This is a genomic window from Rhizobium sp. BK098 (assembly GCF_014193155.1).
GTDB lineage: Bacteria > Pseudomonadota > Alphaproteobacteria > Rhizobiales > Rhizobiaceae > Rhizobium.
This window is the reverse complement of sequence record NZ_JACHYY010000001.1, coordinates 70407-85670: the sequence shown is the minus strand read 5'-3', so window position 1 is coordinate 85670 and position 15264 is coordinate 70407. Positions and strand designations below refer to the sequence as shown.

Annotated in this window: 13 protein-coding genes; 4 read left to right on the top strand and 9 right to left on the bottom strand. The window is 60.0% G+C overall.

Annotated features, from left to right (window positions below; all coding sequences use genetic code 11):
* Window positions 1-60 precede the first annotated feature (60 nt).
* Entirely contained in the window at window positions 61-486 is a 426-nt protein-coding gene (locus FHT73_RS00395; protein WP_183709232.1) for a hypothetical protein, read from the top strand.
* Between the two features lie 51 nt (window positions 487-537).
* Here the strand turns inward: FHT73_RS00395 and FHT73_RS00390 are convergent, their stop codons facing one another.
* The 3 genes from FHT73_RS00390 to ung all read right to left on the bottom strand — a co-directional run bounded on the left by FHT73_RS00390 (window position 538) and on the right by ung (window position 2967).
* Window positions 538-1149 (bottom strand): alpha/beta hydrolase, encoded by a 612-nt coding sequence (locus FHT73_RS00390; RefSeq protein ID WP_183709230.1) that lies wholly within the window; start codon window positions 1147-1149, stop codon window positions 538-540.
* A gap of 16 nt (window positions 1150-1165) precedes the next feature.
* Window positions 1166-2098 carry a VOC family protein gene (locus FHT73_RS00385; protein WP_183709228.1) on the bottom strand — a complete coding sequence of 311 codons (933 nt, stop codon included), beginning with the start codon at window positions 2096-2098 and terminating at the stop codon, window positions 1166-1168.
* A gap of 167 nt (window positions 2099-2265) precedes the next feature.
* The gene (gene ung, locus FHT73_RS00380; protein WP_183709226.1) at window positions 2266-2967 is read right to left on the bottom strand and encodes a uracil-DNA glycosylase; all 702 of its coding nucleotides are present in this window, start codon (window positions 2965-2967) and stop codon (window positions 2266-2268) included.
* Window positions 2968-3286: 319 nt separating this feature from the next.
* Between ung and FHT73_RS00375 the strand changes: the two genes are divergently transcribed.
* A complete protein-coding gene (locus tag FHT73_RS00375) occupies window positions 3287-3781 on the top strand; it encodes a hypothetical protein (RefSeq protein WP_183709224.1) in 495 nt (164 codons plus the stop codon).
* A 105-nt stretch (window positions 3782-3886) separates the two neighbouring features.
* Here FHT73_RS00375 and FHT73_RS00370 read toward each other — a convergent pair whose 3' ends face one another.
* Together FHT73_RS00370 and FHT73_RS00365 are read right to left on the bottom strand one after the other, a co-directional pair.
* A complete protein-coding gene (locus FHT73_RS00370; protein ID WP_183709222.1) occupies window positions 3887-6334 on the bottom strand; it encodes an FAD-dependent oxidoreductase in 2448 nt (815 codons plus the stop codon).
* 9 nt (window positions 6335-6343) lie between these two features.
* On the bottom strand, window positions 6344-7222 hold the full coding sequence (locus tag FHT73_RS00365) for a choline/ethanolamine kinase family protein (protein WP_183709220.1): 879 nt from the start codon (window positions 7220-7222) through the stop codon (window positions 6344-6346).
* Window positions 7223-7531: 309 nt separating this feature from the next.
* On the opposite strand from FHT73_RS00365, the gene FHT73_RS00360 reads away from it, so the two are divergent.
* A complete protein-coding gene (locus FHT73_RS00360) occupies window positions 7532-8341 on the top strand; it encodes a DeoR/GlpR family DNA-binding transcription regulator (protein WP_112334951.1) in 810 nt (269 codons plus the stop codon).
* A gap of 15 nt (window positions 8342-8356) precedes the next feature.
* Here the strand turns inward: FHT73_RS00360 and FHT73_RS00355 are convergent, their stop codons facing one another.
* A complete protein-coding gene (locus FHT73_RS00355) occupies window positions 8357-9238 on the bottom strand; it encodes a LysR substrate-binding domain-containing protein (protein WP_183709218.1) in 882 nt (293 codons plus the stop codon).
* A 115-nt stretch (window positions 9239-9353) separates the two neighbouring features.
* On the opposite strand from FHT73_RS00355, the gene FHT73_RS00350 reads away from it, so the two are divergent.
* Complete coding sequence (locus FHT73_RS00350; RefSeq protein ID WP_183709216.1) at window positions 9354-10373, top strand: YeiH family protein; 1020 nt, start codon at window positions 9354-9356, stop codon at window positions 10371-10373.
* A 25-nt stretch (window positions 10374-10398) separates the two neighbouring features.
* On the opposite strand, the gene FHT73_RS00345 is transcribed toward FHT73_RS00350, so the two are convergent.
* The 3 genes from FHT73_RS00345 to FHT73_RS00335 form a co-directional block, all read right to left on the bottom strand.
* Complete coding sequence (locus FHT73_RS00345) at window positions 10399-12168, bottom strand: GGDEF domain-containing phosphodiesterase (protein WP_183709214.1); 1770 nt, start codon at window positions 12166-12168, stop codon at window positions 10399-10401.
* Between the two features lie 145 nt (window positions 12169-12313).
* On the bottom strand, window positions 12314-14098 hold the full coding sequence (locus FHT73_RS00340; RefSeq protein WP_183710105.1) for an IlvD/Edd family dehydratase: 1785 nt from the start codon (window positions 14096-14098) through the stop codon (window positions 12314-12316).
* A gap of 7 nt (window positions 14099-14105) precedes the next feature.
* On the bottom strand, window positions 14106-14990 hold the full coding sequence (locus tag FHT73_RS00335) for an NAD(P)-dependent oxidoreductase (RefSeq protein WP_183709213.1): 885 nt from the start codon (window positions 14988-14990) through the stop codon (window positions 14106-14108).
* Window positions 14991-15264 lie beyond the last annotated feature (274 nt).

The window sequence follows — 15264 nt, the reverse complement described above, 5'->3', positions numbered from 1 at the left end:
GATCTTGCACATATTTGCGATCGCTCTACGGTTTCGGCGGCTTTGTCGAAGGAGAATCAATTGCGCCTGCTGTCAGCCACCTTGTTTGCGTGCGGCTGCGTCAGCCTGGTCGACGGTCCGCTATGGCCGCCGGCGCAAACCTATGTCGACAAGACGGTGCAATGCAGTCAGAGCAGCAATCCGGCTCGCTGCGAACATACAAGGGATAGCTGGAAGGCTGATTACGAGGAAGCCATCGCAGGCGGGTATCGGGCGCAGAAACACGTCGCTTTATGCCTGAGCACAGGCTGCGATCAGGCAATCCAGCCTGACAAAATGCTTGGCTGCGCTTGGCGCATGGTCATTGCTGAAACAAGGCATGCGCTGCCTGACAGTATGGATTTCGCCAATCTCAACCGCTTCTGCGGAACAGGCTATCTCGACGAGAACGGAAAACTCGCAGCCGCCTCGCAAGCGAAGGCGATGGTGCGCCTCATCGGCAAATAGCAGGCCACGCGGCAGGAGCTGTCTGCCGCGTGGCCTGGTCATTTTTGGAGCTTACGCGTAGGCCACAAGGAATTTGCCGATAGCCTCGATCTCGTTGGGGCGAATATCATGACCGCCCGGATGCCATTCGAGCGTAACCTCCGCATCCTGTCGCGCAAAATAATCGGCGAGCGCCTTGGTGACCGGCGCCGGCGCGATCGGATCGCGTTCACCCGCGGTGATCAGCACGCGCTTGCCAGCCAACCTGGCATTGCCCTTCGGCTGGAAGGGGATCAGCGGATGCATCAACACGGCCGCATCGAACAGATCGCCATGCTCGATAAGCACGTTGGCAAGGATGTTGGCGCCGTTGGAAAAGCCGAGGCCCAGCACCTGCGATGCGCCATATTCGGCCGCCAGTTCCGAGACATACTTCGCCATCTTTTCCGTCGCCCTGGCAAGATCGGCCATGTCATAGACGCCCTCACCCGTCCGACGGAAGAAACGCGCTGCGCCATATTCCGAGACATCGCCGCGCGGCGAGATGATGGTGGCGTCCGGCAACAGGCGGGTGGCGAAATCGAAGAACTGGTTCTCGTCGCCGCCGGTGCCATGGAAGGTAAAGAAAACAGGCTTTCCGGGTGCACCGGCCTTCAGCCGGTGCACATAAGTCGTATCCATCATGATGTTCTCTCCTGGATTAGCCTTCCAGCGGTTCGAGATGCTGCTCGATCAGCCCACGCAGATGCGCATGTTGTTCCGGCAGCTTCAATGCCTCGCCGAGATGAGCCGTATCCTCGTCGCGGTCGAAGCCGGGCTCGTTGGTGGCGACTTCGAACAACACGCCGCCAGGCGTACGGAAGTAGATCGCCCAGAAGTAATCGCGGTCGATGACCGGCGTGACCTGATAGCCCGTATCCATCAGCGCCTTGCGCACTTCGAGCTGCTTTGCGCGGTTCTCGACGGCAAAGGCGACATGGTGGACGGAGCCGGCGCCTGGCAGCGCCCGGTTGATGTTCGGCATGGTTTCGAGATCGACATAGTCGGCACCGTTGCCGCCGGGAATGGCAAGTCGCTTGATGCCATCATGCGTATCGACCACCTCGTAGCCCATGTACTTCAAAAGCTCGGCAGTAGCGCCTTCGTCCCTGAGCCGCATAGCAACGGAATGGAAGCCCCTGATGGCATGCTCGGCATCGACACCGTTATGCGTCCAGGGCTGACGCTTGTCATCCTTGACCTCGACGAGCGCGAAACCGTCGCCATCCGGACCGGCAAAATGCAGGCGCTTCTGGCCAAAGGATTCGTCGGCCTTCAGGCCCTCGACACCGTGCTGGCCGAGCCGCTCGGTCCAGTAGCCGATGGCGCCTTCCGGAACGGAATAGACCGTATTGCCGACTTCACCAGTACCCGGGCGGCCGCGCGCCATCTTCGGGAACGGGAAGTAGGTCATGATCGTGCCGGGCGTGCCGACCTCGTCACCATAGTAAAGGTGATAGACATCGGGAGCGTCGAAATTGACCGTCTTCTTGACGCGGCGCAGGCCGAGCGTATCGGTGAAGAACTTATTGTTGGTCCGGGCGTCTTCGGCCATCGAGGTGACGTGGTGAAGACCTTTGATCTGGTTGAGCATCTTAAACCCCTTGTTTCGCCTGCACCGGCAGGCGTTTCTCATGGGCAGAAGATGGTCTTGTCGGCCGCCTTTCGATAGCCCTCAAGTGCCAAACGGATTGTCTTCAAAGAGTGAACGATAAATTCCAATCGTTCACTGATGTAAAGCGCAATCCAGAAGACCGCGCCTCACTGAGCCTCCGGATTGCTCGGCAGCGCCCAGTCAATCGGCTCCCTTCCATGCTCGGCCAGATAGGCATTGGCCTTGGAAAAATGCCGGCAGCCGAGGAAGCCGTTATGGGCTGACAGCGGCGAAGGATGCGCTGCCTTGAGCACCAGATGGCGCTCGGTATCGACGAAGGCGGCCTTCTTCTGCGCATAGGAGCCCCAGAGCATGAAGACGACGCCATCGCATTCGTCGTTGACCCTGCGGATCACCGCATCGGTAAAGCGCTCCCAACCCTTGCCCTGATGCGACGCGGCCTGGGATTCCTCCACCGTCAGCACGCTGTTAAGCAGCAACACGCCCTGCTTCGCCCAGCTTTCCAGAAAGCCGTGGCGCGCCGGCGGAATGCCGAGATCGGTTTCCAGTTCCTTGTAGATATTGACCAGAGATGGCGGAATGCGCACGCCGGGGCGTACGCTGAAGCAGAGCCCATGCGCCTGGCCGAAGCCGTGATAGGGATCCTGTCCAAGGATGACCACCTGCACTTCATCAAGCGGCGTCAGATCCAGAGCCCGGAAATACTCGCTGCCACGGGGAAATATCACCTTGCCGCGCTGCTTTTCCTCGACGAGAAAGGATTTGAGTTGCTGCATGTAGGGGCTTTCGAACTCCGGAGACAGCGCCTCTTTCCAGCTCTCCTCAAGCTTGATGTTCGCTTCCGCCATCGTCTTTCGCCTCCGTCAGTTGTCAGCATGCCGATTGAGGATGAAAGTACCGACGTGTCAAGGAAATGGCTGGGATGGGATGGGGAGATCACAGGTTTTAGAAGGGTGACGTGACTTATCCCGATCCGATGGAGCAAATTGCCATCAGCAGTGACCTTTGGCGCAAGCGGACAGCATATTAGCTATTTATTCTCAATCAAGGCAGCAACTAGTGGATTGCACGGCGACGCTGCGGGCGACGGCAATTCTCATCAGCCACGTGACAGCTTTTACTACCTCTGGTATTCCATGATCGACGCTCACGCTAAGAGAGACTTTCATGAAAAAACACGTTTTGGCTCTGATGGCGGTACTTGCGATATACGCCCACATCGCCAAAATGACACCCGCTTTTGCTGCAGACGCTGCATGCTCATCCATCAGGGCGATGGTGGATAAATTTAATGCGACACCGCGAATCCGGGTGGTCGGCACAGATTATCTCGGGACGACCCATTTCACCACGCTGTATGTTGACACCAAGCAGTGGTGGCATAATGATTCTGGACCGTGGCACATAAAACCACGCCAATATTCAAAACCCAGTAATATCGAGAGCTGCGAACATCTTGGCAGCGAAACGATAGATGGCGTCCAGACCGAAATCTGGTCCTACCACCACTTATCGTACCAACAGGTGGATAACTTTAAGAGTTGGATATCAGTTGATACGGGGTTACCCATAAAATCCCATTTCAAGTGGGTTCGGCCAAAAGACTTTGTCGAAGGTGACGTCACTTACACGTACGGCCCAGATATCAAAGACCCTGTCTGAACTACAGCCCCTCGTCCTCGATGAGAACCCATTGTTAGCATCCCAGTGGCAACTTCAGGCGCACACCAACCAATGTCACCATCGGTCGAAACAAGTCCTTCCACCTCACCCCTTGATCCGCTCCATCTGCGGATCATAAAGCGGCTTCAGCGACACCTGGCACGGCACGCGGCTCTGCGCGACATCGAGCTCATAGCGCCCCGAAAGCACGAAAGCCTCCGTCACGCCATCGGGATTGCGGACATAGCCGTAGCCGATGGCCTTGCCGATCGTATAGCCGTAGCCGCCGCTCGACAGCCAGCCGACGCGCTGCCCGTCGCGATAAATCGTCTCGCGGCCGAGAAGCACGGTTTCGGGATCGTCGGGCACGAAGCAGGCGAGCATCTTCTTCACACCGGAAGCCAGCTGCCGCTCGATCGCCTCCCTGCCGCGGAACGCGACATCCTTCCTCGTCTTGACAGCCCAGGCAAGCCCGGCCTCGACCGGCGTATGATCCGGCCCGATATCCGAGCCCCAAGCGCGATAGCCCTTCTCCAGCCGGCAGCTCTCGATGGCGCGATAGCCCGCATTGATAAGGCCGTGCTCGCGCCCAGCCGCCATCAGCACATCGTAGACCGTGGTGGCATATTCCACCGGCACATGCAGCTCATAACCGAGTTCGCCGACATAGGTGATGCGTAGCGCCCGTACAGGGCAGCCGGCGATGCCGACGGTCCTCACCTTGCCGAAGGGGAATGCGGCGTTCGAAACGTCGGCCGAGGTCACGGCCTGCAATATCTCGCGCGACTTCGGCCCCATCAGCGACAGCACGGAATAGGCCGAGGTGACATCCACCAACTCCGCATGTATCTCGGACGGAATATTGCGGGCGATCCAGTCGAAGTCATGCGTGGCAAAGCCTGTGCCTGTGGTGATGTAGAATTCGTTCTCGGCGATGCGGGCAACGGTGACATCGCATTCGATGCCGCCGCGGTCGTTCAGCATCTGGGTATAGGTCAAAGAACCGACGGGCTTGGCGACGTCGTTGGAAGCGATCCAGGAGATCGCCGCCTCGGCATCCCTGCCCCTCAGCACGAATTTGGCGAAGGATGTCTGGTCGAAGATGACGGCCGCTTCGCGCACAGCTTTATGCTCCCGGCCGACGGCGTCAAACCAGTTCTGCCGGTCATACGTATACTCGTCCTTCGGCTCCTCGCCGGCAAAGAGATCGGCAAACCAGTTCGGCCGCTCCCACCCGAGCTTTTCACCGAAGCAGGCGCCCTGCGCCTTCAGCCGATCATAGAGCGGCGACTTACGGCACAGCCGGCCGCTGGAATGCTCCTCGAACGGCCAGGCCATGGTGTAATGCTTGCCATAGGCTTCCAGCGTGCGCGTGCGCACCCAGTCGGTGTCGAAATGCGGACGGCCGAAGCGCCTGATATCGACGGGCCAGAGATCGTAAGGCGGCTCGCCCTTGGCGACCCATTCGGCAAGCGCCATGCCCGCCCCGCCGGCCGACGCGATGCCGAAGGCGTTGAAGCCGGCGCCGACGAAGAAATTCCGCAGTTCCGGCGCTTCGCCGAGAATGAAATTGCCGTCCGGCGTGAAACTCTCCGGGCCGCACAGCAGCTGCTTGACACCGGCCATTTGCAACGCCGGCACGCGCGCCAGCGCCTGTTCCATGATCTGCTCGAAATGATCGAAATTACTGTCGAGCAGCGTGTAATGAAAATCTTTTGGAATGCCATCGAGCGCCCAGGGAATGGGATTGGGCTCATAGCCGCCCATGACAAGCCCGCCGACCTCCTCCTTGTAATAGGTCAGCCGGTCGGGATCGCGCAGCGTCGGCAGATTGGACGGCACGCCAAAGGATTCGGTGATGAGATATTGATGCTCGACGGAGACAAGCGGCACGTTGACACCGAAGCGGCCGGCAAAGGTCCGCGTCCATTGCCCGGCGCAGACGACGACGCGCTCGCATTCGATGCGTCCCTTCTCGGTGATGACGGTGCGGATTCGCCCCTTGTCGATCTCCAGATCGAGAACTTCCGTATCCTCGAAGATCGACACACCGCTCATGCGGGCGCCCTTTGCCAACGCCTGCGTGATGTCGGAAGGATTGGCCTGGCCATCGGTCGGTAAGAAGGCGGCGCCCACGAGGTCGTCGATATCCATCAGCGGCCAGAGATCGAAAGCCTCCTTGGGCGTCAGCAGATGCATCTGCAAGCCAAAGGACTGTGCCGTCGTCGCCTGGCGCTTCACCTCCGTCCAGCGCTCCTCATTGCAGGCGAGACGCAAACCGCCATTCATCTTCCAGCCGGTAGCAAGCCCCGTCTCCGCCTCGAGCTTCTTGTAGAGATCGACGGAATAGCCGAGCATCTGCGTGATGTTGGCGCTGGTGCGCAGCTGGCCGACGAGACCGGCGGCATGGAAGGTCGTGCCCGAGGTCAGCTTCTTTCGCTCCAGAAGCACCGTATCGGTAAAACCGAGCTTGCCGAGATGGTATGCGGTCGAGCAGCCGATGATGCCGCCGCCGATGACGACGGTCTTTGCTGTAGCCGGCAGTTCCTTCATCGTGTCACCTCAAGAATTGCGAAAATCCTGCCAGGCGCTCTCGAAGCGCCGCAGATTTTCAGCTGTATAGGATGAATAATCGAATTCGATGTCGGAATGGATTTCCGAAACCATGCTCCACATCGTCTCGCGCAGGAGCGAAGCACATTTCATTGCCTGATAACGCCGACGCAGTTCGTCGGCGACGGGAGCTTCGAAATAGGCCTCCAGCATCTCCTCTTCCTGCGCCTCGGAGAATTCATTGTTGGAGGCAAGGCCGCCAAGATCGAAGAGCGGCGTGTTGAAGCCGGCATAGTCCCAATCGATCAGCCACAGCCGCTTGCCGTCATCGAGGAAATTCGCCGCCAGCAGATCGTTGTGACCGAAGGCAATCTCGAAAGGACCGGCTTCACGCTCGAGCCGCTCGGCAATTTCCAGGAAGGAAATCAGCCGCGACTTGTGCCGGCTACTACCAGCCTCGAGAACGGCCGCATAGTCCCTGACCACATGGAAGACCCAGAAGATGGCTGCCGGTCCGCGAAAATGCAGGGCGACGTCCCGATGACAGGACCGGACGAGCAGCACGACGCGGCTCATCATTGCCGGCTTTCTTATATCATCGGCCGATAGCGGTTTTGCATCGATATAGTCGAGCACCAATATGCCGGGCTCGTGATGTATGACGGCAGGCGAAAGACCGGCGGCATGTGCAGCCCTGCTCGCAGCCACTTCGTTTGCGCGGCTGATGTGATGAACGGGAATGTCCGATCCAAGCCGCACGACGAAGCGGCGACCATCATTGCCGACCAGATAGTTGCGATTGGTAATGCCGCCGACAAGCGGTTCGATGTCGATCGGCCCGCGCCAGAGGCTGAGAGAATGTATCCTGTCTTCCGCTGTCGCAGTCATTCCCCCTCCGGTCCTGCTGCTGAGCATCTTTCAGATGTGGAAGGTTCCCCACAAACGTTAAGCTGTCAAGAAGCAGCCCACAAAATGAAACGAATATTTGGTTTTTTGTTGGAATCGAACGGCCGTCTCCAATCGGATGAGCTATGGATATCCTAAAGACTGCGCTTCACCGTAGGTGAGATTTGTCTTAAAAACTCAGGCGCGAAGCAACCGGATAGATGCTGCGCGCATTATGGCCCCAGCGGCGGTAGGACAGCCAGTTGGAGCCACAGAAGTTTGGGATCAATACCCACAACAGGATCAGGAACCATGCCGGGCACATCCCAGCCACCGCAGCACTCCAACCATCGCGAACGCGAGATTCTCGAGGAATTGCGGTTAGCCGGCGGCGCCAGCCGCATCCAGTTCCTGGCCGAACGGCTCGGAGTTTCCGAAGAAACCATCCGCCGCAACATCCGCAGCCTTGAGGCCAATGGGCTTGTGACCAAGGTGCATGGCGGCGTCCACATCAAGGACTCGATGATCGAGCCGCCGCTTCATCTGCGCATGAACGAGAATGCCGAAGCCAAGCGCATGATCGCCGCCTCGGTCGCGGCCATGATCGAGGATGGCGATGCGCTGTTTCTCGACGTCGGCTCGACCACTGCCTTCATCGCCGTCGCGCTGCAGAAGCATCAGAACCTCTTCGTCGTCACCAACGCCGTCGCGGTCGCCCATGCGCTTGCCACCCGCAACGGCAATCGCGTCTTCTTTGCCGGCGGCGAATTGCGCGGCCATGATGGCGGCACTTTCGGCATGGAAGCCGCCAATTTCCTGCGTCGTTTCAATGTGCGCCACGCGATCCTTTCGGTCGGCGCCATCAACGCTGCCTCGGGCTTCATGCTGCACGATCTCGAAGAAGCGGAATATTCGCGGGAGGCGGCCAGCCGCGCCGAAAACTGCATCATCGTTGCCGACAGCGCCAAGTTCGGCCGCAGCGCGCCGATCGTTTTGAACGAGCCGGAAAACTTCAACGTTCTGGTTACGGACGAACAACCGCCGGCAGACATTCGCGCCATGCTGGAGCGCAACGAGATCGAGCTTATCATCGCCAACCGGCAGCGGGACGAACGGCGATAGCGGGTTCGCCGATACTCAGCCCTTACACATCGCCTCGAGCGTCTGCGCGGCTTTGCTCGCATGGCGCTCCTTGTGGCGAAGCAGCCGGAAACTCCGGGCGAGCAGATCGAATTTTGCCTGAACCAGCAGCCCTTGCCCGAGATAGGCTTTGGCCGCAGCACTCGAAATGGCGGCAGCACTTCGCCCCGCGCAGACTGCGGAGAGCACTGCCTCATTCGAGGGAAGGACCAGCGTCACGTCGAGGTCACGCGGTGAAGCACCAAGCCTTGCGACGGCATTTTCGAATTCGGAACGCGTACCCGACCCCTCTTCCCGCATTACCCAGGATGTCCTGCTTATGAGGTCGGCGGCGGTGAGCTGTCGCCCGTCCGCCCAGGGATGGTGTGGCGGGACGACGATGACAAGCGCATCCTCCGCAACGATCTTCATCGACAATGCCGGCGCATCCACCTCGCCCTCGATGAAACCCAGCTCGGCCGCACCGTCGATAACCGCCTCGGTGACGGTTCTGGTATTGCCGATCGTAAGGTCCAGCTCGATGCCGGGATATTCGCGACGAAACCGCATCAGCAAGGGCGGTAGCCAGTAGCTGGCGATGGTCTGGCTGGCATAGAGGCCAAGGCGGCCGCGCTGCAGCCCGCCCAATTCCGAAAGCATGAGTTCCGCCGCACGCACGCGTGCGAGGGTCGCCCTGGCTTCTCCGAGGAAGGATCGTCCCGTCTCCGTCAGCTCGATCCGCCGGCCGACGCGATGAAACAGCTCCACGCCATAATAGGCTTCCAGGTTCTTGATCGCCGAGCTGACGGCGGAAGGCGTCAGGTTGATAGCTTCAGCGGCATTGGTCAGATGCTCTCGCTCGGCGACGGCGACGAAGATTGCGAGCTGTTCGAAAGTCATGGGAAATCATTCTAATTTATCGAATGATACATAGGATAATATTCGATGGATGTCGACATCGACAGATGAGACTTTCCAGCTATCAGCAATCATCAGAAACGAATGACGGCACGCGATGTCTCTCGCTCAACGCGCAAATGAAATTCTCCCCGGCCTCGCGCTTAGCTCGGCCGTTGCCCTTCTGGCCTTTGTTGCAGAGCATGTGGAAACCGGTCTTCTCGGTGGGCGGTGGATCGAAAGCCTGGTGCTTGCCATCGCCCTCGGCATTGCGGTTTGCACGATCAAGCCGCTAAAACCGGCCATGAAGCCGGGCATCGATTTCAGCGCCAAGTTCCTTCTGGAAATCGCCATCGTGCTTCTCGGCGCCTCCATCAGCCTTTCGGCCATCCGCGGCGCCGGCGTCTGGCTGATCGCCGGCATTGCCATTGTCGTCGTGCTGTCGATCGCCGCCACCTATCTCATCGGCCGGGCGCTCGGCCTGCCGCCGAAGCTCGCGACCTTGATCGCCTGCGGTAACTCGATCTGTGGCAATTCCGCCATCGTCGCCGTCGCGCCGGTGATCGAGGCAGACTCGCAGGAGATCGCCGCCGCACTGGCCTTCACCGCCGTGCTTGGCATTGTCGCCGTATTTCTCCTGCCGCTTTTCTATTTCCACTTCGGCATGAGCGTACCGCAATATGGGACCCTCGCCGGACTGACGGTCTATGCCGTACCGCAGGTGCTGGCGGCGACAGCCCCTGTCGGGATGCTCGCCGTCCAGACCGGCACGCTCGTCAAACTCGTCCGCGTTCTGATGCTAGGCCCGGTCATCTTTCTGCTCGGCATCCTCACCAAGACCGAGACCACAGCGCCGGATGGACGCAGCGGCCACCATTCGCTGGTTCCCTGGTTCATCTGCGGCTTTCTCGGGCTGATGGCACTTCGCTCCTTCGGACTCATTCCCGATGCGCTGGTGGCCCCGATGCAAACGGCTTCCGGCATTCTCACTGTCGTTGCGATGGCGGCTCTAGGCCTGTCGGTGAACATTCGCTCGGTCGCCCATGCCGGTGGCAAGGTGATCGCTGCGGCGACACTATCGCTTTTAGCTCTCGGCGCCATCAGTTATGGTCTGATCGCCGCCCTGCAGATCCAGTAGCATAGGACGCATTCCTGAAAGAGGATCAGCTCGCGGTTGATGCTTCGGCTGATTTCAGCCAAGCAGCGGTCTCACTTTCGCAAGAAGGATAGCCGATGGCATAGCCCTGAAGCTCATCGCAACCGACCTCGGCCAGAACGCGCGCGTGGTCCTCGGTCTCGACCCCCTCGGCAACCACCTCGACATTCAATGCGCGTGCTATTTCAACGATGGAGCCGACAAGACGCCGCTGCTCTTCGGATACCGTTACGGCGGTCACCAGTTGCCGGTCTATCTTCAACCGCTTCGGCTTCAGCTTGACGAGCCCGATCAACGACGCGTGACCCGAGCCAAAGTCGTCGATCTCGATATCGATCCCCATCGCCTTGATACCAGCGATATTGGCAAGCACCACGTCGTCCGGCTCATCCAGAAAGATGGTCTCCACCAGCTCGAAGGCTATCGCGCCGCGCGGTATTCTGAGCGCGCGCAATCCATCGATCAGATCGGGATCGGCAAGGCGACGGCCGGAGATATTGACGGCAATGCGTGGCGGCGAAAGCCCGCGCGAAACCCAAGCTGCCCGATCCGCCAGCGCCCGTTTCAAGACGGCGGCATCGATTTCTGCTGTAATCCCATATTCGTCTGCGACCTTGAGGAAGGCGACGGGACTGAGCAATCCCCTCACCGGGTGGCGCCAGCGTGCCAGCGCCTCCAGCCCGACGATGTGCCGAGTCTGCGCATTCACTTGGATCTGATAGAAAGGTTCGATCTGCCGCAGCATAGGTGCCAATCGCAGCTCGTCGGCCAGACGGCGTTCCGCATGCAGATCGGACTGGAGCTGCGGCGTGAAAAACTCCACCCGGTTGCGGCCGAGTTTCTTGGCCTGGAAAAGAGCGACATCGGATTCTGCCAAAAGATTGCCGGTGCCGCTCGTCTTGCCTACCGCCACGCCGATGGATGCACGAATTCGCAGCATCTCATTGCCGAAACGCACTTCTCGGCGTAAGCGCGATAAAATATCGTCAGCGATCACCTGGATCCGTTCGATACTGCTGATATTGACCAGCACGGCGACGAACTCGTCGCCCCCGATGCGGGCAACGACATCGTTGGCGGTGATCGCTCCGGAAATGCGGGCGGCAGCGCTTTGCAGCGTAGCATCACCGGCCGCATGGCCCCATTTGTCGTTGATCTCCTTGAATCCATCGAGATCGATATGGAGTATCGCCAAAGTTTCGATAGAGGCGTCTTTACGCAGCTCGGCCAGACGCCGGTCGAAATAGCGGCGGTTCGGAAGACCCGTAAGATAATCGTGATCGGCGGCATGCTCTATTCGCGCACGGCTGTGCTCCAAGGCGACGGCGCGTGCTTCGGCGATAGCCTTTTGGCCGGACAATTCGCGATTGAGCAGGACGTCGGCAGTGACGTCCCATTCTGCGCCGATGAAGGAAGGTGCCCCCTCGGCGTCCTCATAGTAATGCGCGCGCGAACGCAGATGGCGCACCTCGCCTCCTGGCAGAATGATGCGGAATTGGGAATTATAGAAACCCTTCGTGGCCAGCGCGGCATCGAAGTCTTGGATGGCCCTTTCGACATCCTCCGGATGCAACGCATTCATCCAGACGTCGGAGGAAACCTTGCGCTCTTGGAGCCCGGTTTCGTAGAGCTTATGCATCTGCTGGTCCCAGAGCAGTTGCTGCTCATTGACGTTATGCTGCCACACGCCGATTTGGGACGCCTCCAGCGCCAGCTCCAGCCTCCTCAAAAGGTCCTGGAACTCTTCTTCGCTTCGCCCTGATATCGTCTCTGCCAAAGAGCTCCACCCCCTTCGGAAATAGAAGAGACTAGCTAACCGCAGCCAATGATAGTTGCACTACTCCCTTTCGCGAACTTTAATGGCTGCGCAAGCTACCCAAATTAACAGCAACGCCGCAATCCCTGCCGCCGGCCATGCCCCGTCAATGATTATGCCGCGGCGGATTGGCGGCGATGTCGCGGAAATCGGCGGCCCCATCGAGCACCGCTCCATCGGAAAGCTGCGTGACCGAACGACGATAGATGCGCTGCCACGGCGTCGCATCTGGCGGCACCGGCGGAATTCCATCGCCCTTGCGACGCGCAATCTCCGCCTCTTCCACCAGCATGTCGCAGCGCCCTTGATTGAAATCGATGCGGATGATGTCGCCGGTCCTGAGCCAGGCAAGGCCGCCACCGGCCGCACTTTCCGGCGAGGCGTTGAGGATCGACGGGCTGTCGGCCGTGCCCGATTGACGTCCGTCGCCGATCGTCGGCAGGCTGCGGATGCCGCGCTTCAGAAGCGCATCGGGCGGCTGCATGTTGACGACTTCCGCCGATCCCGGCCAGCCGATCGGCCCGGCGCCACGAATGACGAGAATGGTCTTTTCGTCGATATCGAGATCGGGATCGTTGATGCGCTTGTGATAATCCTCAGAGCCATCGAAGACGACCGCCCTGCCCTCGAACACGCCCTCGTGCCCCGGCTCCTGCAGGTAGCGGCTGCGGAACTCTTCCGAGACGACGCTCATCTTCATGATGGCGAAGTCGAAGAGATTGCCCTTAAGAACCAGGAAACCGGCGCGCTCCTTCAGCGGCTCGGCGAAGGGACGGATGACCTCGCGATCTGTCGCCTCCCGGCCCTTCAGGTTCTCCGCCATCGTCCGACCCGTAACCGTCGGACAACTGCCATCGAGCTTGCCGGCCTGCAACAGCTCCCACATTATAGCCGGAACGCCGCCGGCGCGATGGAAACGCTCGCCGAGATAGGCGCCTGCCGGCTGCACATTGGCAAGCAGCGGAATGTCGAAGCCGTGCACCTGCCAGTCGTCGGGATAAAGCTCGACACCAGCATGCTTCGCCATGGCGGCCAGATGCGGCTGCGCATTGGTCGAGCCGCCGATGGCGGAATTGACCCTGATGGCATTGAGGAAGGCCTCGCGCGTCAGCACGTCCGAGGGTTTGATATCGGCCAGAACCAGCTCGACGGCACGCCGGCCTGTGCGATAGGCCATCTGGCCACGCTCACGATAGGCGCCGGGAATGGCGGCACAGCCGGTGAGCGACATGCCGAGCGCTTCGGCCATCGCGTTCATGGTCGAGGCTGTTCCCATCGTATTGCAATGGCCGATGGAGGGCGCCGAGGCGAGAGACGCCTCCATGAACTCCTCTTCGTCGATCTCGCCCGCCGCCAGCTTGCGGCGTGAACGCCAGATCACCGTGCCGGAGCCGGCAAGCTCGCCCTCATGCCAGCCATCGAGCATCGGGCCGCCGGACAGAACGATCGCCGGAATATTGACGGTCGAAGCCGCCATCAGCGCCGACGGCGTAGTCTTGTCGCAGCCGGTCGTCAGCACGACGCCATCGAGCGGATAGCCATAGAGCACTTCCACCAGGCCGAGATAGGCGAGATTGCGGTCGAGCGCCGCCGTCGGTCGCTTGCAGTTCTCAAAGATCGGATGGGTTGGAAATTCAATCGGAATGCCGCCCGCATCGCGGATGCCGTCGCGCACGCGCTTGGCGAGATCGAGGTGATGGCGGTTACAGGGCGTAAGATCGCTACCGCTCTGGGCAATGCCGATGATCGGCTTGCCCGACCGCAGCTCCTCCGGCGTGATCCCGTAATTCATGAAGCGTTCGAGATAAAGCGCCGTCATATCGATATGATCGGGATTGTCGAACCAGTCCTGCGAACGCAGACGACGCTTGGATGCACCCTTATCGCTCATCTCTTCCTCAAGCCTTTCCTCGGGCATTCTTGTCTTCCAGATGCTGCAGCAAACCGCTGTGATCCTGCTCGCCGCCGCCATTCTCGACGAATTCGGCAAACTCGGCACGGACGGCTTCGGTCAGCGGCAGATGAAGCGACAGGTTCTGCGCCGCCGCCAGGACCGTATCGAGATCTTTCAATTGGTTGCGAGCGGTGCCGCCCGGCTCGAAGTTGCGCTCGATCATGCGCTGGCCATGGAGCTCCAGAATCTGGCTTTCCGCAAAGCCGCCGCGAATGGCATCCCGAAACGCCTCACGCGAACCGCCGCCGGCCTCGACCAGCAGCATCGCTTCCGCAACGGCCCCGATGGTTACTGCAACGATCTGCTGATTGCCGAGCTTTGCGAGCTGGCCTGTTCCGCTCGGACCAACGCGGGTTATACGCCCGAGGGGCGCCATTATATCGCGGACGCTGTCGATGACCGCAGCATCGCCGCCGGCCATGATCGCAAGCGTCCCGGCAGCCGCCCCGACCACACCGCCGGAGACCGGCGCATCGATGTGCCTGACGCCGCGCTCGGCGAGTTTGAAGGCGTGTTCGCGGGCAACGGTCGGCGATATCGAGCTATGGTCGATTACGATCGTCCCGGCCTCCAGCACATCGGCGACACCGCTGCCGAACAGGACTTCACCAACGGCGCCGCCGTTGGTCAGCATGGTGAAAAGAACGGACGCTCCTCGAGCAGCCTCTACGGCAGTATCGGCGACCGTCGCACCATCGGCAGCCAGAGGCTCGGCCTTGCTCCGGTCGCGATTCCAGACCGTCACCGCAAAACCAGCAGCGAGCAGCCGCCGCGCCATCGGTGCGCCCATCAATCCCGTTCCGAGAAAAGCGATCTTCCTGCCGTGCATAAACTATCCTCCGAATGGAACGCATCGGACACCGAAACAGAATAACGGGAGCCTTTTCGCCGTGCGAATGCGGCGACGGTCTTCCGGCTGCGGTGGCCTCAACTCCCAAATTCCACGGGCGCCTCCACGCCCGATGTACGTCAATCAACTCTTCCCAAAGCTTGATAAACCTCTGGTGCCATCATGCAAAGGAAATCAGCGACCACCAGCAAATTCTTCGAAATAAGGGTAAATTAGCTAAAACGAAAATATGAACATAGAAAAGGCGGGACCT

Excerpts from the sequence above, each read along its gene's own strand:
- FHT73_RS00390 (WP_183709230.1), bottom strand. The coding sequence starts at position 1,149 with ATGATGGATACGACTTATGTGCACCGGCTGAAGGCCGGTGCACCCGGA.
- FHT73_RS00385 (WP_183709228.1), bottom strand. The coding sequence starts at position 2,098 with ATGCTCAACCAGATCAAAGGTCTTCACCACGTCACCTCGATGGCCGAA.
- ung (WP_183709226.1), bottom strand. The coding sequence starts at position 2,967 with ATGGCGGAAGCGAACATCAAGCTTGAGGAGAGCTGGAAAGAGGCGCTG.
- FHT73_RS00375 (WP_183709224.1), top strand. The coding sequence starts at position 3,287 with ATGAAAAAACACGTTTTGGCTCTGATGGCGGTACTTGCGATATACGCC.
- FHT73_RS00370 (WP_183709222.1), bottom strand. The coding sequence starts at position 6,334 with ATGAAGGAACTGCCGGCTACAGCAAAGACCGTCGTCATCGGCGGCGGC.
- FHT73_RS00365 (WP_183709220.1), bottom strand. The coding sequence starts at position 7,222 with ATGACTGCGACAGCGGAAGACAGGATACATTCTCTCAGCCTCTGGCGC.
- FHT73_RS00360 (WP_112334951.1), top strand. The coding sequence starts at position 7,532 with ATGCCGGGCACATCCCAGCCACCGCAGCACTCCAACCATCGCGAACGC.
- FHT73_RS00355 (WP_183709218.1), bottom strand. The coding sequence starts at position 9,238 with ATGACTTTCGAACAGCTCGCAATCTTCGTCGCCGTCGCCGAGCGAGAG.
- FHT73_RS00350 (WP_183709216.1), top strand. The coding sequence starts at position 9,354 with ATGTCTCTCGCTCAACGCGCAAATGAAATTCTCCCCGGCCTCGCGCTT.
- FHT73_RS00340 (WP_183710105.1), bottom strand. The coding sequence starts at position 14,098 with ATGAGCGATAAGGGTGCATCCAAGCGTCGTCTGCGTTCGCAGGACTGG.
- FHT73_RS00335 (WP_183709213.1), bottom strand. The coding sequence starts at position 14,990 with ATGCACGGCAGGAAGATCGCTTTTCTCGGAACGGGATTGATGGGCGCA.